Source organism: Paenibacillus anseongensis (genome assembly GCF_009757995.1).
Lineage (GTDB): Bacteria > Bacillota > Bacilli > Paenibacillales > NBRC-103111 > Paenibacillus_E > Paenibacillus_E chondroitinus.
In genome coordinates this window covers 288452-311271 of sequence record NZ_WSEM01000006.1, presented here as the reverse complement: position 1 = coordinate 311271, position 22820 = coordinate 288452, and the positions used below count along the sequence as shown (strand labels likewise).

The following is a 22820-nucleotide window of genomic DNA, read 5'->3' as shown; positions in this document are numbered from 1 at the left end:
TTATTTAATAGTACCTCATTTCCCTAGGTACTCTCCAATTCAATTAGGGGGCTTAACAGGGAGGGGAACTGGAAGGTCTTATCTGTCCATAAATGCCTACATGTGAGCTAAAGTTGCAGAGATAGAGGATCGTAGTTCCACTAAACTTCTGGATGGGTCGAATTCAGGAGAAATAACGGCCTGTAGTTCCCAACGTATGGTTTCACATGGAAACGACGAAGTCGTTTATCTTTATGGGGCAAGTCGAACGCAACTTCATAGTATGACCAATATCCGAACGATTATACAGGAGCACTTATTATTGTTCGTTTTTCATTGACTTTGCGTAGGGGGACTGCTACACTAAAGACGGTGAAAAAAACCTTGTTCGTCTGCCTGCATGATCAGATCTAAGCAGGGCAGCTTCGAGTTAAGGTCGTTTTTCATGCCGAAAGGTAGGTGCCCTTCCTGCAGATTACTGCCGAGGAGACCTGGTTCCTTCGGTGAGTAGTGGACGCTGAACACTTTAGTGCTTTAATGAAGTCCATGTTTTTCAGTGATACGAAAGCCATAACGGCTCATTATGGGTGACTCGTCACCGTACGGAGGTAAGTGCATATGTCAACGGTTGTTGTTGTCGGAACGCAATGGGGAGATGAAGGAAAAGGGAAAATCACGGATTTCTTAGCGGAATCTGCTGAGGTTGTAGCTCGTTACCAAGGTGGTAACAACGCAGGCCATACGATTATTATCAGCGGGAAGAAGTATAAGCTGACGATGATTCCTTCCGGTATTTTTTACCAAGACAAAGCATGTGTTATCGGGAACGGTATGGTTATTAATCCCGCAGCACTCATTGAAGAAATTAATTACATTCATGATAATGGTTTTTCGACAAAAAATTTAAACATCAGTGACCGCGCGCATGTGATCATGCCGTACCATCTGGTGCTTGACGGTCTGGAAGAAGATCGTAAAGGCGATAGCAAAATTGGCACGACCCGCAAAGGGATCGGACCTTGTTATATGGATAAAGCAGCACGCAACGGGATTCGTATTGCGGATCTAATGGATGCGGAAGAGTTTGAATTGAAACTAAGACGCATTATTGCAGAGAAAAACGTATTGATCGAGCAAGTATACGGTTCCACAGGACTAGATGTAGAGCCGATTCTTAAGCAGTATCTTGAGTACGCAGAAATCATTCGTCCTTATGTAACGGACACTTCTGTCGTTCTGAATGAGTACATCGATCAAGGACGCAGAGTTCTGTTCGAAGGCGCACAAGGCGTTATGTTGGATATTGACCAAGGCACATACCCATACGTAACTTCCTCCAACCCAACGGCTGGTGGCGTATGTATCGGATCCGGTGTAGGTCCAACGAAGATCCACAACATCATCGGCGTAGCAAAAGCGTACACAACTCGTGTCGGCGACGGTCCGTTCCCGACGGAACTCGACAACGAAATTGGCGCTTGGATCCGTGAAAAAGGCTTCGAATACGGCACAGTAACAGGCCGTCCGCGCCGTGTTGGCTGGTTCGACAGCGTTGTTGTCCGTCACGCAAGACGCGTTAGCGGCATCACAGGCCTGTCTTTGAACTCCATCGACGTTCTGACAGGGCTTGAAACGGTTAAAATTTGCACAGGCTACATGTACCGCGGTGAGCTTATCGAGCACTACCCGGCTAGCTTGAAAGCCATCTCAGAGTGTGAAGCTGTCTACGAAGAGCTTCCGGGCTGGACAGAAGATGTATCTGGTGCGCGTACACTGAGTGACCTGCCTGAGAATGCAAGACATTACGTTGAGCGTGTTTCTCAGCTGACAGGCATTCCAATCGCGATTTTCTCCGTAGGCCGTAACCGTGAGCAAACGAATTTGGTTCGTCCAATCTACGCATAATTCAATCGAGATAAATACAAAATCCTCTAGGCGCATCAGCAGCTTAGAGGATTTCTTTTTTGCCTAATGGGATTTAATGGGCACGATTTCGTCAATACTGGGAAGGAGGGAACAGATTTAAGCGGCAGGAGTGATAGAGAGAATGAAAGTATTAACGTGGCTGGGCAAAATCGTCATAAGTAGTGTACTTATTACAACAATCACAATGTTTACGACATGGTATGTCGTTAACATGTATGTAGAGGATATATTTCGACAATATCAGATACCGGCTTTGGGTAAAAAGATTCAATTTAGTGATTTTACGGCAAGATTAGCGGAAGACTTGAATATAGTTATGCGTAGAGACGGGGGGAAGCAAGCTACCCCGGTGGAAACACCGCCGGCAGCTACGCCTAGTCCTAGTCCCAGCCCGTCTGGAAGCGTACCTGGTTCCAATTCGAGTGATCCCTTACATTCGGACGCAGGAACATCTGGTGAAGCAGCTTCCCAAGGAGTGAAGGATGATGATGCCGTAGCCGTCATGGGGCGAGTAAGTGATGCAAACGAGCAGAAGAAGGAACTTGTCATGTCGACCGAGGATTTCGCTAAGAAGAAAGAAGCGTTATCCAGTGATGATAAGATGAAAATATTTTCTCTTGTTGTTGCTAAGCTGCCGCAAAATGAGGTGCAGCATCTGTCCGCTTTGCTTGAGGACGGAATTACAACGGATGAGCTTAAGCAGGTCAATGACACGCTCAAAAAATATTTGAACGAGACGGAACTTCAACAGTTAACAGCTATCCTGAATAAATACTAGCTTTCCTTATTCGAGATCTTGGATTAGCCCTAATGGAGCTGTCCGCCGAATTTCATAATCGTGTCCTCCGCTTGACGGTAGCGCGATTTCTCTACACAAACGATGAGCGCGTAAGAGGGTTCAGCTGCCGAAAAGCTATCAACCGATTGCATTAAACCGCCGGCATAGTCGTCCGTATGTGGCTCACCGCCATAATTAAACTTGATATCCAGCACACCTTGAGATCTAAGGACTTCAGCTGTTTTCTCCATTGTAGACCGATCTGTGAACGTAGCTTCCAAATTAATTTCCATGCATAAGCTCCCCTTTCAAATTTTCACTCAAATTCGTCATTTCTCGTAATTGGGTGTAAATCTATTGGATTTATGTACAAAAAAATGAAACTTTAACGGCTTCTTTTGGCGGTGGACACGAATCTATCACATGGAGATCGAGTATTTTGTTGAAATAAGCAGAGAAAGTGTGTTAAATTTAACAAAAGGTAGATATCTTCACGGATATTATGTCTAATTAAGGTTTATTTATGTATTTTGGAGTAATTAATCATTAGGATGTATTTGAATAATTACTTCATGGATGCAAAACCGTTCAAAGGGAGAAGATCATGACAGGTTTCAGGGGTATGCGCTTTGTTCAGGATCTCATCAAGAGATTCACGCCGAAGCGAGAAAGCTTGACCGGAAATGAATCAATATCAGACAAGCAGCTGGAAGAAGTATCGACAACTACGACGCTAACGGTAATCAAACGACATAAATGGTCTCTAGTTCTGGGAGTTGGTGCGGTAGCGCTAACAGGGGCTATTACGTTTGCAGGTCATCAGTATGTGCAAGCGAATATGGTAAATGTATATCACGTTATGCTCAACGGCAAAGAAGTCGGTGTCGTGAGTGATAATAAATTGATTGATGAATATAAGCAACAAAGACCAGAAGAAGTGCAAAAGAATTTCCCAGATGTTCATGTCGTTCTTAAGACAAACGGTGTCACCTACACGCCTGAAAAGGCTTACAATCCGGTTACGGAAGATTCAGCTGTAATCGCCACGCTTAATAAGGCATTAGTGCCCCAACCGGTCGGGGTCGAATTGAAGGTAGATGGAAATACCATCGCAATTGTGAAGGATCAGCAGACAGCTGATCAGATCTTGGAACAAGTCAGTGCGCCTTTTACACCAAAAGCCAAGGAAACAGCTAAGGTCTCTGCCCTATCAGCAAGCCAGGGCGAGGATATTTCCACTGCGCCGTCAGAGCTGGAGAAAGTGGAATTTGTTCAAAAAGTCGATACAGTCGAAGTGCCGATTGAGCCGGAAGATTTGGCTAAACCGGAAGATGTTGTGAAGAAGTTGACGACTGGCGATGTGACGCCTGCGAAATATACGGTAGTTGAGGGAGACTGCGTCTCCTGCATCGCGAAGAAATTAGGCGTTACGAAGCAATTCATCTATGATAAAAATCCTGGCCTTCAGGATGACAAGCTGAAGATTGGCAATCAGCTGGAAGTTACGGTGCTTAAGCCTAAGCTGTCCGTCAAAACGACAGAAAAGATTGTGAAGAATCAAGAGATTCAATACGATACGGAATATGTAAAAGATGATTCGCAGCGCGTAGGCGTCGTTCAACCGATTTCACCCGGCAAAAACGGGTTGAAGAAGGTGACGATCCAAGTGACGAAGGTCGATGGGTTAATGACCAACGAGCAGCTCGTGGACGAAGAAATTATTGATCAACCTGTCACGGCGAAGGTGAAAAAAGGGACCAAGGTCGTGAAAGGCGAAGGCACAGGAAAATTCGCATGGCCTGTTATTTCCCCGAGTATCTCCAGTACGTTCGGCGTGCGTTGGGGCAAGCTTCACAAGGGAATCGATATTACGGGTAATAAAAACATCATGGCAGCCGACAATGGGAAAGTAACCGAAACAGGATATAAATCAGATTACGGCAATTATGTGATTATTAATCATTTGAATGGTTACGAGACGCTGTATGGCCACATGAGCAAAATTATTGCTACCGAGGGTTCTATCGTTGAGAAAGGCGATGCCATCGGTATTATGGGAAGCACAGGCGATTCCACAGGCGTTCACTTGCATTTTGAAGTGCACAAAAGCGGCAGCTTGGAGAATCCATTGAAGTATTTAAATCGTTAATTTACATAGAGGCAAGGTCAAACCGGACAACTCGGGGGCCTTGTCTCTTTTTAGTTGAATATATGATAAAATAAAGGGTAGTATGCAAGGAATAGGACGACTTCGCAGTTTATCCTGGAGTAGGCGGTGGTAGGTTTGTTTGGGAAAATTCTCGTGGTGGATGACGAACAACCGATTGCAGATATTTTGAAATTTAATTTGGAAAAAGAGGGCTATCAGGTGGTCTGCGCCTATGATGGCGGAAGCGCTGTAGAGCTTGCGTTCTCCGAGCAGCCCGATCTTATATTGCTGGATCTCATGCTTCCCGTGAAGGATGGGATGGATGTGTGCCGAGAGGTGCGCTCGAAGCTGAACACACCGATTATTATGTTAACAGCCAAAGATACCGAGTTGGATAAAGTTCTTGGTCTGGAGATGGGCGCGGACGACTATGTCACCAAGCCATTCGGCACAAGAGAGCTGCTGGCCCGAGTCAAGGCGCATTTACGCCGCCAGACGAAAGTGCAGTCAGCTCCGACGGAGTCGGATACGCAGCGTAACGGGATGCGAATTCACGCTTTATTCATCGATAACGACATGTACATGGTGTATAAAGATGGGGTTCCGCTCGATTTGACGCATCGCGAATTCGAGTTGATTCAATATTTGGCCAAAAACTCGGGCAAAGTGATGACGCGCGAGCACCTGCTGCAAGCGGTGTGGGGGTTTGAGTATTTCGGCGACGTGCGCACCGTCGATGTGACGATACGCCGGCTGCGCGAGAAGCTGGAGACGGACCCAAGCCGTCCGGAGTACATCATGACGCGCAGGGGGCTTGGCTATTTAATGCGCAGCCCTAAAGCCGGAGGCTTCTGAGCATGAAGGGCATCCGCTTCTTTCAATCGATCCAAGCGAAGCTGATTATTGTGTATGTCCTGCTTATTTTGATTGCGATGCAGCTGATCGGGGTGTATTTCTACAAAACGGTGGAGACGTATTTCAAGAACGACTTCTTGGTCTCGCGCAATAGCCAGGTTACGCTGCTGGCGGGTTTCGTGGGGTCTTACCTCACAGGAGATCAGGACAGCAAGAACGCTGCCGAAGGCAAGAAAACGTACGCGGATTTGAACGAGTTCGTTAGCAATTTATTTTCGATTAATAATGCTGAAATTCAAATTATAGATGCCAACGGGAACGTCATTAGCACGTCGGTCCCCAATCATTTAAAGCAAAAAAATACGCAGCCAGAAGTCATTCGAGCGCTGCAAGGGATCAAGGACAACCAGCGGATCTTTACTGATGAAGATGGTTATCGGAAGGTCATTATCGCTAAGCCTGTGGGCAGCGGTGCGCGAGTTTTGGGCGCTGTCTATCTGATTGCGTCCATGGAGGATGTCTATAAGACGATCCGGTCGATTAACCGTATCCTGATCTCGGGTACACTGATTGCGTTAGGATTAACGGCTATTCTTGGTGTTATCCTCACCAGTACGATTACGAATCCGATCAAAGAGATTACGAAACAGGCGACAGCGGTTGCGGAGGGGAATTTTGATCAACAGGTCATTATTCAAGGTACCGACGAGATCGGCCAGCTGGGTCATACGTTTAATTTCATGATGAATCGGCTCAGGGAAGCCCTGTCCCTCAATGAAGAGGAGAAGGAGAAGCTGGCCTCCATCTTGACGAATATGAACGACGGGGTCATTGCAACGGATGATAAAGGCCATGTCATCGTTCTGAACCGCAGGGCGAAGCAAATTCTGCAGGCGGAAGAAGACACGACAATCGGGCTCGATATCTCCAAGGTGCTCGGGATTCCGGACGAGACGATTCAGGGGCTGCTTCAGGGCGAGGTGCGCACGACGCTTCTCAATATTGAACTGCCGGATGATGATGAGCAGCTGTCCGTAAGGATTACGTTCACACCGATTCATCGCCGGGGAGAAGGCCAGAGCGGGATTATTGCGGTGCTGCAGGATGTGACGGATCAGGAGAAGCTGGAGCAAGCCAGACGCGAGTTCGTCGCGAACGTGTCGCATGAGCTGCGCACGCCGCTGACGACGATCAAGAGCTATCTGGAAGCGCTGGATGACGGCGCCATCGAGGAACCACAGCTGGCCTCTCGCTTTATCAGCGTGACACGCAGTGAGACAGAGCGGATGATCCGCTTGGTGACGGATCTTTTACACTTATCGAGGCTGGATTCCAAGCAATCGATGATGAGCAAGTCCACAACACTTGTGAGCGAAATGCTGGAGGAAGTGGCTGATCGGTTCTCTTTTCAGCTGCAGCAGCGCAAGATTGAGATTGTGATTCGGGTCGAGAAAGGCGTAACCGGCCTGCTGCTTGACCGTGACAAAATAGATCAGGTTCTCGATAACCTGGTGTCCAATGCCATTAAGTATACGGGCGATGAAGGCGCAATCCGGCTGGAGGCTCGGAAGATCGAGAAGGATATGCTGGAGATTTCCGTTCAGGATAATGGGATTGGGATTCCGAAAAAGGATTTGACCCGTATCTTTGACCGCTTCTATCGTGTTGACAAAGCGCGCTCACGGAATATGGGCGGTACAGGACTTGGGTTGTCCATTGCCCGGGAAATAGTCAAAGCGCATGGCGGTACGATTAGTTTAGAATCCGAGTTGGGACAAGGGACCCGTGTTGTATTTACGCTGCCGATTCAGCAAGAGGAGGAGGATGAGCTATGATTGAGAGTTTAAAATCTATCGCGCTTGTCATCCTGATTGGTACCTCGCTGTATCAAAGTTTTTTGCTGGCGTCGTACAGCCCGCCTAAGATTGAGCCCATTCAACAAAGCAACTATGTGCAGACAGAGACACTTGGGAAGCAGGCAGAGCTGCAGGATATGCTTTTTCCTGATCAAATTATTGTTCATTTGGGCAATCAACAACATTCCGTGCTGTATCCCACGAATTATTACTATACAAGATTGCTTGATAACATTAAGCAGCGTAGCTTTAAGGGCTTCCGCAAGACATCAATGTATTTGGTGAATGTGAACTGGGAAGATGTTCGCAATAAACAGCAAGGTGTCGAGATCCGGTTCCGGGACGGCATCCCGTTCACCATTTTACAGCAGGTGCTGCGGATTGAAGGCGAGCTGCCGGCGGATAACGATAAAGTGACGCGGATATGGATTTACTCGAAAGGCAATAACGAAGATGTTCGCGCTTTCTTCTTTACGGATTCACCAGGCGTAGGCTATGAGGTGATCGGGGCCGATTTTACAAGTAAAGACGTGGAGAATTTTGCGGCCTTCGGTGATGTTACGAATCTGTATAAGACGACGAACAGCGGAGATTACTATCTTCCGGTCAAGCCGCTCAGGCTGCCGAGTTATACCTTCAATTACACCCTGCTTACAGCGGATCAATTGAAGCAAAGCCTGTTCGTAGATCCGGGCATCACCCGCTATCTCAAGGAGCGCGATGGTTCGGAAATCTACACGGACAGCAAACGCGGTTTTCAGCTTAATCGCGACCTGCGGTGGGTGACCTACTCGGACCCTGTCGCTCCTGTGGAGAGCAAAAGTGAAGTGCTTGAGAACTTGCTTGCGGGTATTAAATTCATCAACCAACATATTGGTTGGGACGGTAAATATATGGTGGCTCGGACGCCACAGAAGCAGCTTTTTGACAATCAGGCCTTCACGTTCCGTCAGTATTATGAATCCTTGCCGATTGTGACCTCACAACCTGAGGGCTATGGTTCTCTGAAAATGCAGGTACAGAAGGGAATCATCTCTGGATTCGAACGGTCCATGATTATTCCGGATCTGAAGACAGCTCAGCGGAAAGATGGGGAAATATTATCCGGTGACGCGTTAGAAGAACGGTTGCAGTATTATCAGCGGCGGTCCAGTATCGTCTCTATTTTTCCGGCGTATCATCCGGTTGTTTCGGAAAAGACCCTCACGTTGGTTCCTGCATGGGCGTTGGAGCTGCGAGATGGCACGTATGATTTCATCGAATAAGGTTGATTAACACTATTTTTATGGAAAGGTTGGTGAGACCATGAATTGGAGCAGGGCCAAAACGATCCTGATTTGCTCCTTTTTGCTGCTCAATATGATTCTTGGCTTCCAGCTGTGGTCCACCAATCGCTCCAACCAGACGGAAATCTCGCTAGACACGTCAGGGACGATCGAGGAGCTGAATCGCGCACTCCACAGTAAAAATATTCGATTAGCCGATGAATTGCCGACGGATGTTACGAAGCTGAAGGTGATTACGGTGAAATATGACGATAGTATAAAGCCTGGGGACAAGAAAATGCTGAAAACGCCGTTAAGCATGAGCGCGCTGCTCGGCAAAGGGGCAAGCAAAGAAGTTCAGGCTCAGTCGGAAATTCCGAATTTTAACCTGTATCAGCTGGATTCGGCGGTAAGAACGAATGGTACTTATGTATTTAATCAGCTGTATGGCAAGCTTCCGCTTTTTGATGTGACGGTAGAGCTGAATGAGGAAAATGGAGAAATTACCAGTTACCGTCAAGCCTACGTTGAAGTAGAATCAGGAGTAGAACAAACGGAGCAAAAGCTGATTCCCGCTCAGTTAGCGGTGCGCAGCCTTGTAGACAACTATTTAAGCGAAGGTTCGGTTATCACAGAGGTCAGACTGGGGTATCATGGACAACCTTACAATTCCCAGACACAGCCGATGTTCCCGCATTGGCGGATTACAATCGATAATCACGATATTTATTATCTGCAAGCATTCAACGGCGCGGTGGAGTCTCCGCAAAAAGGGTCGGATCCCATTCCATTTGGAACACCGGAAGGCAGCAAACCGGGAAATACAAATAACAACGATGATAAGAACAAGCCGGATAAGAAGTAGAGTAGAGTGGTAGCGTAGCGTTTTACATAAATAACTAAAACATGTGTACATGAATGCATAGAGGAGCAGGGTAGGATGGGTATGAGGTTTACAGTGCTGTCGAGCGGTTCGACGGGGAATGCGACGGTCGTCGACAATGGGGAGACCAAGGTGCTTATCGATGTGGGCTTCAGCGCGAAGAAGATGGAGGCGTTGATGAAGGAACGCGAGCTTGCCGCGAATACCATTGACGCCATTGTGATCACGCATGAGCATTCGGATCATATCAAGGGTCTAGGCGCGCTGGCGCGTAAGTATGATTTGCCCATTTATGCGAATGAGAAGACATGGGTGGAATTGGACCGCCAAATCGGTGTGATTGCGGAAGAGAATAAGCGGGTTATGGAAACCGGCAGCATCGAAGAATTCGGTACGCTGCGTGTGGAATCGTTCGGGATTTCGCATGATGCGGCGGAACCGGTGGGTTATTGCTTTTATGATGGGGAGCAAAAAGTAAGTGTCGTCACGGATCTCGGTTATATGAGCGAGAAAGTGAAAGAGAAGATTGTAAATTCAGATGCTCTGGTGCTAGAGACGAATCATGACGTAGACATGCTGCGCGTAGGGCACTATCCTTGGAGCATTAAGCGCCGCATTCTCGGGGATAAGGGGCATTTATCCAACGAAGCCGCGGGAGAAGCGCTTTGTGACGTGATGACGAATAAGACGAAGTCCGTCTATATGGCCCATTTAAGCCGTGACCATAATTTAATGGATTTGGCCAGGCTAACGGTGAATAACATAGTACAAGAGCGAGCCCCGGAGTCTAAGCAGTTACGATTAATGGATACGTATTTTGACCGTTCTACGAAATGGGATGTATTGGATTCGGAGTAAGCGCGGCGTCGATTTCTTTGGATTTGAGCTGTATTTCCTGCGGCGTGATCAGGCCTTTATCAATCAGTGTTTGAATGAGAGATGAAAGTACGAGGGATTGGTGGTAGAGGCTGTCCTTGAGATCTGCGAGCTTCCCGATCATATTGATTTCGTCCATATGGGATGGAATTCGATTCATAATGTGCATTCTCCTTTGGTTTTCTAATTTAAAGTTACGGTTAACTCTAGTAATTCCTTGAGAGATTTGGTTTACTATTATTGTAGGCAAGAACGGAACGAAACATTCCTATTTTTTGCAAATAAGATTCTGAGGCAAGAGCGGCATGACCCGCCCCCTGTCAGCAAGGAGGGACACCCTGTGAGTTTGTTTGATGATGATTTTTATTCGACCAAAAGAACCAAGCAGCGAGAGCCTGTGTGGCGTCCTAAACGGTCGGGAGGATTTACAGGCTTTACGGAACGCAGACGAAATGTGGCCCTTATCGCAGGTGTAGGCGGGGCTTTATCGATGCTTTTGCTAGTTGGCTTAGTTAGCGGTTTGGGTCATAAGGATTCGCAAACCGATGCGATAGCGATACCGGCTGCAGTTGCGAATGCAGAAACGCGTCCGATGAACATCAACGACTCTGTCGTGGCGGCAACGGAGAAGATTAAGCCGGCTGTAGTCAGCGTGATCTCCTCCAAGAAGGATGATAAGGGCCAAGAGAGTGGGATCGGGATTGGATCGGGTGTCATTTTTTCTCGGAATGGGGATAAGGTGCGCATCGTAACCAATAGCCATGTTGTCGAAAATGGGAACCAGTTTGAAATCGTCAATTTTCAAGGTGAACATCGAAAGGCTACGCTGGTCGGCCGTGACCGGATCACGGATTTAGCCGTTTTGGAAGCCGATGGCAAAGATATTAAGGTCCTTGCGGAATTTGGCGATTCCGAGACGCTTCGCGCAGGGGAAATGGCGATTGCTGTCGGTAATCCGCTAGGACTTGGCTTCTCGCCCACGGTCACACAGGGCATCATCTCGTCGCCGAAGCGAACGATACCGGTTGCTTTGTCCCGCGAGGGTACGGATTATGACTGGGAGATGGATGTCATCCAGACGGATGCGGCAATCAACCAAGGAAACAGCGGCGGACCGCTGGTCAATATCGACGGTAAAGTGATTGGGATTAACTCGATGAAAATTGCGGACACCGGCGTTGAGGGATTAGGTTTCGCGATTCCTATTAATAGTGCTAAGCCGATCATCGATAATCTAATCACCGATCACAAGGTCAAAAGACCGCTGATGGGTGTCTCGACGCAGGAATTGCAAGCTTTTAAAGGGACGGATGTATTAAAGCTGCCTGCAGATGTGAAAACTGGAGTTATCGTCTTCGAAGTATCTGGCCCTTCCAAAGAGGCAGGTCTGAAACCGCAGGATGTTATCGTGCTGTTGGACGACCGGAAGATTGATAGTACGATCACGCTGCGTAAATATTTATACAATGAGAAACATATTGGTGATAAAGTGAACGTCACTTTCTATCGCGGCGGCAAGAAGATGAATGCGGTCGTAACGTTAGTGGAAGCAACGGATAAATAAGATATAGAAACAATGCGGATGAGAGGTAGTTGCATGCACGTAGTTTGTAAGGATCATGTGGAAATCGCGATTGATGAGTTTGTCGATGAATACGAGGAAGCGCCGGACGTTGTGGATTTGTTGAAAACCCACTTCGCGAACTGGGAGCCTCCTTCCCATTGTGAGCATTGCCAGGAGTTGGCGCGATTTCTAGTTGTATGAGGAAGGCTTAGGCCTTCCTTTTTGTTTTTGAATAGATTAAAAGAGGGAGTATTCGTTTATGCAGATACAGATTTTAACGGTTGGGAAGTTGAAGGAGCGCTATCTTGTGGATGGGATTGCGGAGTACGTCAAGCGCCTTGGGCCTTATGCCAAGGTGCAGATGATTGAGGTGCCGGATGAGAAGGCACCGGAGAACATGAGCGCCGCTGAGGAGCAGCAGGTGCGCGATCGTGAGGGCGCGCGTCTGTTGACTGCGCTGCGTCCGGATGTGTACGTCGTGGCGCTGGCCATCGACGGCGAGATGTGGTCGAGCGAGCAGCTGGCGGCCTCGCTCGATAAGTTGGCCACCTATGGGCGGAGCCAGGTGGCCTTCGTGATCGGCGGCTCGCTGGGGCTCTCTAGCGAGCTGCTGCGCCGTGCGGATATGCGGCTGAGCTTTGGCCGCATGACGCTGCCGCACCAGTTGATGCGGCTGGTGCTGGTGGAGCAGATTTATCGCGCTATGCGGATAAATCGGGGGGAACCTTATCATAAGTGAGGAGATTTTTTTGCATTAACCGCTAGCTGGGCGCGGAAGTCGCCCCAGAGGGGGGGGTTGGGGTTTGGAGTTAGAGAATTGATTATCCGATTTGAGATATTATTTAAGCATTCTGTACTTGCGTTAGATTCAGGGGTTTGCTTATGAGATGATTCATAAATCGGAATGACATGAAGAGCAATTTTTATGGAACACATTACTTTATTCCATGTACACTAGGTCTGAACGTAGGGAACAGAAACCGTGCTTCAGCTCCACCAGAAAAGACGATATTTCTCATTAAGCATCAGTAATCAACCCACCCGTCTGAGCCTATGGACGTTCCCTTCAAAAGGGAAGCCCCTTCCACCGCTAGTGCGGCAGAAGGGGCTACTTTTAAAAAATGTTGTTCCGTTATTGCGTCGAAGATCATTTCTATTTTATCGATCTTCTTATCCTTCGAAATTGTGATCTTGCTAATGGTGAGAAACAGTAGGATTTTCGTCCCAGTTGATTTTTCGGTATGTTATGTGAGTACCTTTACTTATTCCAATCATCCTTATTCCCATTAAGCAAGGAAGCAGTGGTACTGCGAAATAAGTATTGATACTTACCTTCCGTTTGAGGATTCATGATAACCCTCACTTTCCAGATTCCCTCCAGAGGCTCACTCGTATATTCATTCATGTAAGTTTTTTCGCTAGTTGCAATATCATGAAATACACGTTCCCCTCTGGGATTCCAAATTTCAATCTCCAAATTTCCGGATTGTAGTTCGATCAGAAATTTGGTTGTTAAATTAAAGAAAAAAGCCCGATCTACCGAGATTTTTTCCTCTATTACTTTGAATTTTTCGCTATAGTCAGCCTTGATAAATGTTCGTCCTCCCTGACTTTCCACAACACTGCCTTCTAAACTCTGAGATACATATACACCCAACAAAATAAAAATCACTATGCCTACTAGTAGTAATTGTAAGCAATACTCCATATCCTGTTAGTGTAATAATTCCATAACACCCCCAGAACAGTACTAAGCATAATTAGGATGGACACCTCAGATAGGATGGAACTACCTATACTAATGATAGATTCACCATAAACTTTCCTTACCCCGAATTCATAAAACCTGGCACGAATGGAGGAGAGATTAGAAGTTATAATTCCAATGGACGTTGTCAATAGAAAAAATAATCCTGTGTACATATTTAATTTGATAAGTTCAATATTACTAGACTTATAGGCTTCTAATTCTTCCTGAACAGTGCTTACAACAGGAGTAGCCAGATCCAGTTTGGCAGCTGCTTCTTTAATTCTATCTTTAATAACGGAAATGTCTCCGGATTCTTTCAATTGAAAAAATGTGCTGCTTTGCAATGATGTAATAATAAATGGGGAAGACGTCTTTTGGTACTCAAGAAACGGAGTAACAATCGCAGCATCCAAGTCCTTGGTTCCCTCTGATATGTAATCATTTTTATCGAGCCACTTACTCCCTTTGGCCATTACGCCGACAACACGATATTGCAATTTTTCACCGAACCAAGCTATGGAGAACGTATCCCCAATCCTAAGAACATCTTTGTAATGATAGCCAACCCATACTGGGATTGTTTCCGTGGATGCAAGTGTAAAATCCGTTGTTGAAAAGGTGTTTCCCGAATCCAATTCAATTTTCGTACTATGGAACATGGACTCATCTAAATAAACCATATAGGAAAGCTTTTCTTCGCCTCTCAGCCATGTGTTTTTATACAACTCTCGATTTTTCGCTTCATATATTTCGCTATTTTTCAAATCTAGCAAAAAAAATTGAGCAGTAGAAAAAGAACCGTGACTGTTCACGTTATCCAATTGATCAATCTCTTTTTTGAGTTTACTGTAACGCTCCGAAAACCATTGTTCACTTGTTGCCCCCGGTACGGTTACTGTGAAGGTTCGATTCAAATTTAAGGTAGAATACTTCTGTATCGTAGTGCCTGCTAGTTCGGGCATGGCAATCTGGATCAATCCATTGCATATCAAATAAAACGATACAATTAACTGGACCGAAATAAATAGAGTAGCCCATTTTCTATCCCACAAAGATTTCAATGCCATTATTACATTTCGCACTACCATCAGACCTTTCTCATTAACTCAACAGGTTGAATATTTCTGGATGCAGCAATCGGAAGGATCACGACCAATAATGTTGTGACAAAAACAAGTACAGAATGATTAATAAGGTCTGCCATTGTAATACGATAGGGATATCCAATCCATTCTCCGATGAACCCGCTTATGCCTAGCTGCACAAGAATAATCAAGAAGGCAGACAGCATATAGACCACTAGTAACTCACTATAAAATGAAAAAGCGATCGTCATGTTCTGAATACCAAAAGCTTTTTTTACTGCTATTTCTCCTCTTCTTTCCTTGACCCAATAAATCGTGATGTTGATAGAATTAATAAGAGCCAGCACATAGACAATCACAATAAAAGTAAATTGATCTCCCAGATGTCCTAAATAGGAGAAATTGGATGTCACTCCCTTTAATGAGGAAAAATCAGGTTGACTTATTTTAAATACTTCAGAAGAATATCCTTTTATGATGTCGTAATCCTTAAGCAGCTGTGCTGGGTCTCCATAAAGTACAACAGAAACATTCTTTTGCGCCAGCAGCTTTGTTTCCATTCGTTGCGTCAAGCTTGTGACAGGTATTACAATTCTATGTTCAAGGTACGGCGATTTGCCCTTTTCGGTTCCTATAATGCCTGTTACCTCAAAGTTTTCATTGTCTAGTTTTATATAACGTTTACCATCCCTGTTAGTTAGATAGGGTATATATGCTTGGCCAACCATACAAACCTTATTTCCCAGCTCCAATGATTTCTTCTGGATGGCATTGCCCTCTACTAGGGGCAGTTTATTAAATGTATTCGAGTTCCAATATTCAATCATGGGGGATATCAACCCTTTTTCCGTTTCCACTGTCATGTTCTGAATCCAGAGATTACTCGATGAACTCATGTGACGAAATGTGTCAGTGATTGCCTTAATCTCGAATTTGTCTTGAAATTCCAACGAGAATGAAATCTTATTATTGATTTGAAACTGGTTTAAGTAGTTTTCTATCTCTACCGTCTTGTTGATATTGTGTAACGTTGTTGTTATGATGCCAATTGACAAAGTACTGCTTAGGATAAGTATGAAAAAAGTAAATGGATAAGCTCTAACCTGATGATACAGTCGATTAAATACGTTCACGGTTCCTCCTATTAGTATTACTAGTTATAAAGACAACTAATACGGAATAAAGCACCACAATAATGTACTATCGGTTACGTTAGTCATTACTGTGGTGCTGATTGTTATGTCACGTCACCGTACATTTTAGTGATCTGTAAGTTCCTTCATGTGACGCTCTGTAGCCAAAGCGTAACGATCAAGAATCTTGTGAACACTTTTAAAAGCCCAAACACCACCTTTTGAACGATATACATTGGCAGAGTTCCCGTAATCCGTACCAAGGGAAGTATATGAAGATGCGATATTATCTGCAGATTGCAAATCTACAGCAACAACAAGATATGGCTCTGATGTTGCGCCGATCCATTCAGTCTTGGCTGTTGCCTCATCATTGGAGAATGTCTTGAATGTTGCATTTAAATATCCATTTGCTGACGCATTTAAATAGGAAAGATTCGTATTTTGCGTTGCAGCATATGCAGTTGATGCTAAACTAACTGTCGCTACAATGGCTAAAATAGGTAAAGATTTTTTCAAATTGAACATACCGAATTCCTCCTAGAATAATTTAATTGGATTGATAATGAATAGAAACTTAAAACTAGTAATAAGTACTTTACTTTCTTGCTAATCTTGATTTATTTGAAAGCTGGCCAGCTAATCAAAACATTAATAATCCAAAGAACGGCCTAATAACTACAACATATTGTTAATGTGGGTATTATTACCAATTTATTTAATAATATATACTATACTGGAATAATATACAAATAAAATTTATAATATGTATCTTTTGAACTATTCCTATGAAAACTCCCAGGATTCTAGTATTTTGATAGGACTAGAAAACGCACCGATAAAGAGAACTCTGTCGATTGAGTAGAGTAAGCATACAATTTTAATTTAGAAAAATAGAATAGCTCTGTTTTTGACCAGAGAGGTCATAAGTCCATAGTACAAGAACGATGTTTGAATGCTTTAATCCGGTTATGACTTCCTTCTACTGTTGCATTCGTCCATTGACAGCATTGGTAATTGATGATTTTTTTTTGCCAGTTTTGCATATGCTAGCCCTTTCTTTGCCGTTAGCCGGTTACGCCGAACCGTACCATAAGTAGGGCAAGACGTAAGAAAGCCGTCCCTTATGGAACGGCCTCAGCTTCTTATACGGTTGTAAACTTATGAATCAATCAACTAATTCATGAAGTTCAGGCAACTCTTTTATAAACCAAGATAACACTATTGCAGGTACTACAAGAAAAAATTCAATCCAAAAAACCGTCTGCAAACCAGCAACGATACTTTGTGCTTTATCTTGAAACGCCGCGGGATCGAGCGAATAGCGAATATAACGATTGGCTCCAGACGACATGATACTGACGAACAAAGCGATGCAAATTCCCCCAGCAATCTGTTGGAGCGTATTGTATATGGCTGTGCCATGGGGAAGCAGGTGAAGTGGAAGTTGATTCATTCCTGCCGTCTGAGCTGGCATGATGACAAACGATATGCCTAAGAATAAGAGGACATGATTGAACAGAACGGAACCTCGGGTTGTATCGCTGTCAATACCAGCAAACAACCATAGCGATATGGTGATCATGACCAGTCCGGGCATGATGACGAACCTCGGTCCGAGTTTATCGAAAAATTTTCCCGTCACAGGCATCATCGTTGCGTTTAATATGCAGCCTGGTAGGGATACGGCACACAAGCAGGTACCTGCTAAAAATAAGGCCATCGCGGACATAAACATCCGGCGAGTCGTGAACCATTGCTGTAACAATGCGGTCACCGGCACCAGTATGCCGATCATCAGCATATAACCGGTCGATAGCCATTGTATGTCGAAGTCGTAACGTTGAATTCACGCATTAATCCAGGAAATGTATTGGTAAGTAAATTTTCGTTAAGGAACGTAATAAATGCACCGATAAGCAGGGAGGCTAACATCGCCCCTCTCTTCATTCCGCTTGCCTCTTGAACCTGTTTGTTCATCTCCTACCTCCAGAGAATAATCATCGCAATACTCGTAGTGTCTTGACTCCAAATCTTCGACTGTCTGTCGTGCAGGTTATCCTACCCCATCACTTTCTAACAAGGAGTAAAAATTATCACGGTCTTCATTATCGAATTTGCCAATCGCCCGTATTCTGACAAATTCATGTCCGCCAAACATGTCGATTTCCTCGCCGCTACTATTGTAGAGCGCGATCATAGTGCCATCCTGATTCAGCTCCATATACCCGTAACAAGTTGTATCGGGCACTTCCCCGTAAAAGAGCAAAAATTTGATTTTATACATGCTGTTCATGTAGATCTCCTTTCCTTATTCCTCAATGATCTGAAGAATATTTTACGTGACATCGGATGAATTGGAAAAAGCGATATCGCCTTGCAAACGCAGAATTTCATTCCTATTTAGAAAGCATAAGGGGGGATCCCGCGCTATGTCGCTCATTCGCATATTATCTCTTGACGAGACGCGATTTGGGGATTATGATAACGTGCCGGTTATCTCAACAAGGTAAATCAATAAAAAGACCGACTTTTCGGAGTGCCTCGCCACCGATTCGCCAGCCTGTCGTTGAGATCATGAAATAAAAATCCGTAAACATCAAAGAAGGAGCTGCCGCGGCAGCTCCTTTAATTCCAAAAACATTGGTATCATACACTTCTAACATCATGTTCGACGTAATTTCTTCAGGTTTTGCATGTGGTCCACTAACAACATCTAAGCGGCGCTCTATGAGGGATACGAGAGCCTGGGTCCTTACTTACCCGCCAACCTCAAAGCCTGCTCCTCAGCATCTCGATACCCTTTTTGCAATACTTCATCTCTATCCAAGAAAGCTGTTCCTTGAATTCGAACCGCTTCAAAATCTTCAATTCCCATTAACTCAAACATAGACTTCAAAAATTTATTCGTGAACTCCAGCTCGGTATAGAAGTCATTATTGGTGTAAATGGACCCACTGGCTTGAATGGTAACGACGCTTCTTCCATCATTGAGAAGTCCGATGGATGCTCTTCCGTTGCTCATTGGGGGACTGATATATTTAAATGTTTCCCGCGCAATCATAACATTATCTATATAATCTTTTAGTTTCGAGGGGATACTGAAGTTATGCATTGGAAATACAATGACGTATTTATTAGCACTTTTGAATTGTTTTAAAAGGGTGTTCATACGATCGGTTACTTCTTTTTCTTTACTAGTCAACTCTTTCTCTTCCGCTAGTTTCGACCATGCACTTAATACATTTTGATCAAGCGCAGGTACTTCGTCGTTGTATAGATTAATTTGTTCGATAACCTCGTCATTGGAATGCTTCTCTTTATATACTTTCAGAAAATAATTAAACACATCGAGACTTGCAGAGGTTGTGGAATCAAAATCCGGGTGTGCATTGATAATAAGTAATTTACTCATGTATATTTCCTCCTAGACACTTATTGTCGACTCAACTAATCGTCGATTAACATAATCCATAATATAATTTCCCCACGTATATGTCAATTTATTTAATCAAGAAGTTTATGTAAATAGGTTGGCTGAGCTTATAGGACATAGTTTGCCTACTTTCTTTTAAATACGACACCTGAAAATTATGGTAAGATAATAGCAGAGAGTACCATTCTTATCTCATAAAATGGAGGCGCTTACTTATGGACCAACAATTGCAGCAAGAGGGATACTTTGGGGAGTTTGGCGGTAGCTTTGTCCCGCCGGAATTACAGGAAGTGTTGAGTTATTTGAGTGAGCAATTTTACAAGTTTAGAGACGATCCGGAGTTTAAGGAAGAGCTTCGTTATTATCTAAGCGAATATGTTGGACGTGAGAATCCATTGACGTATGCGGAGCGGCTGACCAAAGCTTGGGGAGGGCCGAAAATATATTTAAAGCGCGAGGATTTGAATCATACAGGAGCGCATAAAATCAACAACGCTATTGGGCAGATCCTGCTTGCTAAAAGGATGGGGGCAAAGCGGATTATCGCTGAGACGGGTGCCGGACAGCATGGTGTGGCTACGGCAACGGCTTGCGCTATGTTTAATATGGAATGCATCATCTATATGGGAGCTGAGGATACACGTCGGCAGGCGCTTAATGTGTTCCGAATGGAGCTGCTGGGTGCGACGGTTGTACCTGTACATAAAGGACAAGGAAGATTGAAAGATGCGGTAGATGAGGCGCTGGACGATCTGGTTCGCAATTATAAAAATACATTTTATCTGCTAGGCTCCGCCGTTGGTCCGCATCCGTTTCCGACGATGGTCAAGCACTTCCAGGCCATCATTAGTGAAGAATCGAAGCGGCAGATTGTGGAGAAAGAAGGCCGTTTGCCGGATGCGGTTGTGGCCTGCACAGGCGGTGGCAGTAATGCCATCGGTGCGTTCGCTCACTACATCGACGAGCCGAGCGTTCGTTTAATCGGGGTCGAGCCCGATCAAGCTCCGTCTTTGACCCAAGGTGTTCCGAGCATCATACACGGCTTCAAGTGTTTAGTGCTGCTGGACGAGGAAGGGCAGCCGAAGAAGACCTATTCCATCGCCGCAGGACTGGATTATCCGGGCATTGGACCGGAGCATAGCCACCTGAAGGTGTCGGGCCGGGCAGAATATGCAACGGTCACGAATGAGGAAGTGTTGGAAGCCTTCCAGGAACTGTCGCGCACGGAGGGAATCATTCCTGCCTTAGAGAGCGCGCATGCGGTTGCCTACGCGAAGCAGATGGCGCCGACGATGAGCGAAGATCAAATTATTATCGTCAATCTGTCAGGCCGCGGGGATAAGGATGTCGAGCAAGTTTACCAAATGCTCAAATAGAGATACGAAGGGCGTCCAATTGGACGCCTTTTGATTTTGGTTTTGTAAGGTAAATGCTGCTATTCCCCAAATGGGATTGTAGTTGATTGTAAACAGTGTTACTCTTACAACGGTAAACTCATAATCTACGTTTGTATAGAAAGGTAACACTATGATAAAAGTTGATCACTTATCCTTCTCATTTCCGCAAAAAGAACTATATACAAACATTTCATTTACGCTTGAAGAGGCACAACATTGCGCTTTTATTGGAACAAGTGGCAGTGGGAAAAGTACATTGATAGATATACTTATGGATCCAGAAAGATATTTGTTCGAGGGCAAGTTAGAAATAGACCCGACTTGTAAAATCGGGCGTGTGAGCCAATTCTCACAACTGGATGAAACGAAAGAAACAACCGTTTTTGAATATATAGGGGAAGAATTTATTAAGATACAAGATGAAATAACATCGATTTGTGCGGAAATGGAAACATCACCGGATGATATGGATTCGTTATTAGAAAAGTATCAATTAGCGCTAGATGCATTTGATTCCATTGGTGGGGCTGATTTTGAAAGTAACATTAATAAGAAACTAAATCTAGCAAACCTCATGAAACTAAAGGATCTTAGGGTATCCGACCTAAGTGGTGGGGAATTCAAACTTATTCAAGTGATGAAGGAAATGCTTAGTAGTCCAGACTTGATGATTATGGACGAACCTGATGTTTTTTTAGACTTCGAAAACTTAAATGCGCTTAAAAATCTTATTAATTCTCACAAAGGAATACTGCTAGTTGTTACGCACAACCGATATCTATTAAATCATTGTTTCAATAAAATCATACACCTCGAAAACATGGAGATCCAAGAGTTTGATGGGCGATATATGGAGTATACCTTCTCATTACTTCAGACAAAAGTTGAGTTGCAAGAGATCGCAGTCGCTGAGAAAGAAGAAATTGAGAGATACGATAACATTATTGATAATCTTAGAGTTATTGCAACTATTAATTCAGAAGCATCTAGAGGTAGAGCATTAAAAGCTAGAGTTAGGTTTCAAGAGAGATTGGAAGCACGTAGAATTAAGGCACCATTTGTTGAAATTAAGCAACCGAACATCAGTTTTGGTATTAACAATGAAATTGAAGACAGCGTTGTTGTCAAAGTCAATAATTACAGTGTTTCTTTTGATGAGTTACTTTTAGACAATGTTAACTTTGAGATAAAATCCACGGATAAAGTAGCCATTATTGGTCCAAACGGTACCGGGAAAACGACTTTACTCCGAGATATCTTTAAAAATAAGCATGATTCCATTGAAATTAATCCTCATGTTAAAGTGGCTTATTTATCTCAGTTTCAAGGTGAAATGCTAAAAGATTCTAATACAATTCTAGAAGAATTCATCGATGCTGGGTTTAAAACTTATGATGAGATTAGATCATATCTTTCAAACTATGGCTTTGAAGGGGAAATCGTTAATCAAAAGATACAATCTTTATCTGGTGGAGAAAAAAATATGCTTCAGTTGGCTAAGGTTTCTGCCAGTAAAGCAAACGTATTGCTCCTAGATGAACCGACAAGCCATTTAGACACGTACACACAAATAGCACTAGAGAAAGCCATTGAAGACTACAAAGGTGCAATTCTCATGATTTCTCATGATTTCTATTCGGTTGTAAATGGTATGGATTATGTTTTAATCATTGACGATAAGACCATTAGAAAAATGAGTATGCGGAAATTTAGACAGATGATTTATGCTAGTCATTTTGATAAAGACTATCTAGAACATGAACAAAATAAAAAATCACTTGAAATGAAAATAGAATTGGCATTAAAAGATACGAATTTTGAACTTGCAAAAGTTTTGGTTGATGAGCTAGAAGAGCTTATTAAATTGCTTTAGGGTGTAATAAAATGT

The 22820-nt window shown here is 44.2% G+C and carries 24 protein-coding genes and 1 pseudogene; 13 read left to right on the top strand and 12 right to left on the bottom strand.

Going from position 1 to position 22820, the window contains the following annotated elements; all coding sequences use genetic code 11:
• The first annotated feature begins 597 nt into the window (after nucleotides 1-597).
• Both GON05_RS07105 and GON05_RS07100 read left to right on the top strand, forming a co-directional pair.
• A complete protein-coding gene (locus tag GON05_RS07105; protein WP_127454042.1) occupies nucleotides 598-1884 on the top strand; it encodes an adenylosuccinate synthase in 1287 nt (428 codons plus the stop codon).
• 142 nt (nucleotides 1885-2026) lie between these two features.
• Nucleotides 2027-2683 (top strand): hypothetical protein, encoded by a 657-nt coding sequence (locus GON05_RS07100; protein ID WP_157318459.1) that lies wholly within the window; start codon nucleotides 2027-2029, stop codon nucleotides 2681-2683.
• Nucleotides 2684-2712: 29 nt separating this feature from the next.
• On the opposite strand, the gene GON05_RS07095 is transcribed toward GON05_RS07100, so the two are convergent.
• A complete protein-coding gene (locus GON05_RS07095) occupies nucleotides 2713-2976 on the bottom strand; it encodes a hypothetical protein (protein ID WP_157318458.1) in 264 nt (87 codons plus the stop codon).
• Nucleotides 2977-3287: 311 nt separating this feature from the next.
• Here GON05_RS07095 and GON05_RS07090 point away from each other — a divergent pair, with 311 nt between their 5' ends.
• From GON05_RS07090 to GON05_RS07065, 6 genes are all read left to right on the top strand, one after another.
• Entirely contained in the window at nucleotides 3288-4832 is a 1545-nt protein-coding gene (locus tag GON05_RS07090) for a M23 family metallopeptidase (protein ID WP_157318457.1), read from the top strand.
• Nucleotides 4833-4967: 135 nt separating this feature from the next.
• Entirely contained in the window at nucleotides 4968-5687 is a 720-nt protein-coding gene (yycF, locus tag GON05_RS07085; RefSeq protein WP_157318456.1) for a response regulator YycF, read from the top strand.
• A 2-nt stretch (nucleotides 5688-5689) separates the two neighbouring features.
• Nucleotides 5690-7522, top strand: a complete 1833-nt coding sequence (gene walK, locus GON05_RS07080; protein ID WP_127454035.1) for a cell wall metabolism sensor histidine kinase WalK — start codon at nucleotides 5690-5692, stop codon at nucleotides 7520-7522.
• Nucleotides 7519-8808: a YycH family regulatory protein gene (locus GON05_RS07075; protein WP_157318455.1), complete on the top strand. Its 1290-nt coding sequence runs from the start codon at nucleotides 7519-7521 to the stop codon at nucleotides 8806-8808. Before walK ends, GON05_RS07075 begins: the two co-directional genes overlap by 4 nt.
• Nucleotides 8809-8848: 40 nt before the next feature.
• A complete protein-coding gene (yycI, locus tag GON05_RS07070; protein WP_157318454.1) occupies nucleotides 8849-9673 on the top strand; it encodes a two-component system regulatory protein YycI in 825 nt (274 codons plus the stop codon).
• 75 nt (nucleotides 9674-9748) lie between these two features.
• A complete protein-coding gene (locus GON05_RS07065) occupies nucleotides 9749-10549 on the top strand; it encodes an MBL fold metallo-hydrolase (protein ID WP_157318453.1) in 801 nt (266 codons plus the stop codon).
• Here the strand turns inward: GON05_RS07065 and GON05_RS07060 are convergent.
• Nucleotides 10518-10727 (bottom strand): hypothetical protein, encoded by a 210-nt coding sequence (locus GON05_RS07060; RefSeq protein ID WP_235959445.1) that lies wholly within the window; start codon nucleotides 10725-10727, stop codon nucleotides 10518-10520. The two genes, GON05_RS07065 and GON05_RS07060, sit on opposite strands and share 32 nt — an antisense overlap.
• A gap of 180 nt (nucleotides 10728-10907) precedes the next feature.
• On the opposite strand from GON05_RS07060, the gene GON05_RS07055 reads away from it, so the two are divergent.
• From GON05_RS07055 to rlmH, 3 genes are read left to right on the top strand one after another with little or no spacing between them, the layout of a single operon-like run.
• Nucleotides 10908-12131: a S1C family serine protease gene (locus GON05_RS07055; protein WP_309492201.1), complete on the top strand. Its 1224-nt coding sequence runs from the start codon at nucleotides 10908-10910 to the stop codon at nucleotides 12129-12131.
• Between the two features lie 33 nt (nucleotides 12132-12164).
• Nucleotides 12165-12332, top strand: coding sequence for a CxxH/CxxC protein (locus GON05_RS07050; RefSeq protein WP_127454029.1), 168 nt, complete (start codon nucleotides 12165-12167; stop codon nucleotides 12330-12332).
• Nucleotides 12333-12390: 58 nt separating this feature from the next.
• Entirely contained in the window at nucleotides 12391-12870 is a 480-nt protein-coding gene (rlmH, locus tag GON05_RS07045) for a 23S rRNA (pseudouridine(1915)-N(3))-methyltransferase RlmH (protein ID WP_127454027.1), read from the top strand.
• Nucleotides 12871-13389: 519 nt separating this feature from the next.
• On the opposite strand, the gene GON05_RS07040 is transcribed toward rlmH, so the two are convergent.
• From GON05_RS07040 to GON05_RS07000, 10 genes and pseudogenes are all read right to left on the bottom strand, one after another.
• Nucleotides 13390-13803, bottom strand: coding sequence for a hypothetical protein (locus GON05_RS07040; RefSeq protein ID WP_157318451.1), 414 nt, complete (start codon nucleotides 13801-13803; stop codon nucleotides 13390-13392).
• An 8-nt stretch (nucleotides 13804-13811) separates the two neighbouring features.
• Nucleotides 13812-14948, bottom strand: a complete 1137-nt coding sequence (locus GON05_RS07035; protein ID WP_185157194.1) for an ABC transporter permease — start codon at nucleotides 14946-14948, stop codon at nucleotides 13812-13814.
• A 20-nt stretch (nucleotides 14949-14968) separates the two neighbouring features.
• A complete protein-coding gene (locus GON05_RS07030; RefSeq protein WP_157318449.1) occupies nucleotides 14969-15829 on the bottom strand; it encodes an ABC transporter permease in 861 nt (286 codons plus the stop codon).
• Nucleotides 15830-16225: 396 nt separating this feature from the next.
• Nucleotides 16226-16627: a hypothetical protein gene (locus GON05_RS07025; protein ID WP_157318448.1), complete on the bottom strand. Its 402-nt coding sequence runs from the start codon at nucleotides 16625-16627 to the stop codon at nucleotides 16226-16228.
• Nucleotides 16628-17043: 416 nt separating this feature from the next.
• Nucleotides 17044-17145: pseudogene (locus GON05_RS07020) on the bottom strand (transposase); the annotation flags it as partial.
• Nucleotides 17146-17267: 122 nt separating this feature from the next.
• Nucleotides 17268-17897, bottom strand: coding sequence for an MFS transporter (locus GON05_RS07015; RefSeq protein ID WP_246238878.1), 630 nt, complete (start codon nucleotides 17895-17897; stop codon nucleotides 17268-17270).
• Nucleotides 17897-18079 (bottom strand): hypothetical protein, encoded by a 183-nt coding sequence (locus GON05_RS39225; protein ID WP_246238877.1) that lies wholly within the window; start codon nucleotides 18077-18079, stop codon nucleotides 17897-17899. Before GON05_RS39225 ends, GON05_RS07015 begins: the two co-directional genes overlap by 1 nt.
• A gap of 76 nt (nucleotides 18080-18155) precedes the next feature.
• Nucleotides 18156-18395, bottom strand: coding sequence for a hypothetical protein (locus GON05_RS07010; RefSeq protein ID WP_157318447.1), 240 nt, complete (start codon nucleotides 18393-18395; stop codon nucleotides 18156-18158).
• Between the two features lie 205 nt (nucleotides 18396-18600).
• Nucleotides 18601-18768, bottom strand: coding sequence for a hypothetical protein (locus tag GON05_RS07005; RefSeq protein ID WP_157318446.1), 168 nt, complete (start codon nucleotides 18766-18768; stop codon nucleotides 18601-18603).
• Nucleotides 18769-18854: 86 nt separating this feature from the next.
• A complete protein-coding gene (locus tag GON05_RS07000; protein ID WP_157318445.1) occupies nucleotides 18855-19514 on the bottom strand; it encodes an FMN-dependent NADH-azoreductase in 660 nt (219 codons plus the stop codon).
• Between the two features lie 236 nt (nucleotides 19515-19750).
• On the opposite strand from GON05_RS07000, the gene trpB reads away from it, so the two are divergent.
• Nucleotides 19751-20911: a tryptophan synthase subunit beta gene (trpB, locus tag GON05_RS06995; RefSeq protein ID WP_157318444.1), complete on the top strand. Its 1161-nt coding sequence runs from the start codon at nucleotides 19751-19753 to the stop codon at nucleotides 20909-20911.
• Nucleotides 20912-21062: 151 nt separating this feature from the next.
• Complete coding sequence (locus tag GON05_RS06990) at nucleotides 21063-22805, top strand: ABC-F family ATP-binding cassette domain-containing protein (protein WP_157318443.1); 1743 nt, start codon at nucleotides 21063-21065, stop codon at nucleotides 22803-22805.
• Nucleotides 22806-22820: the final 15 nt, after the last annotated feature.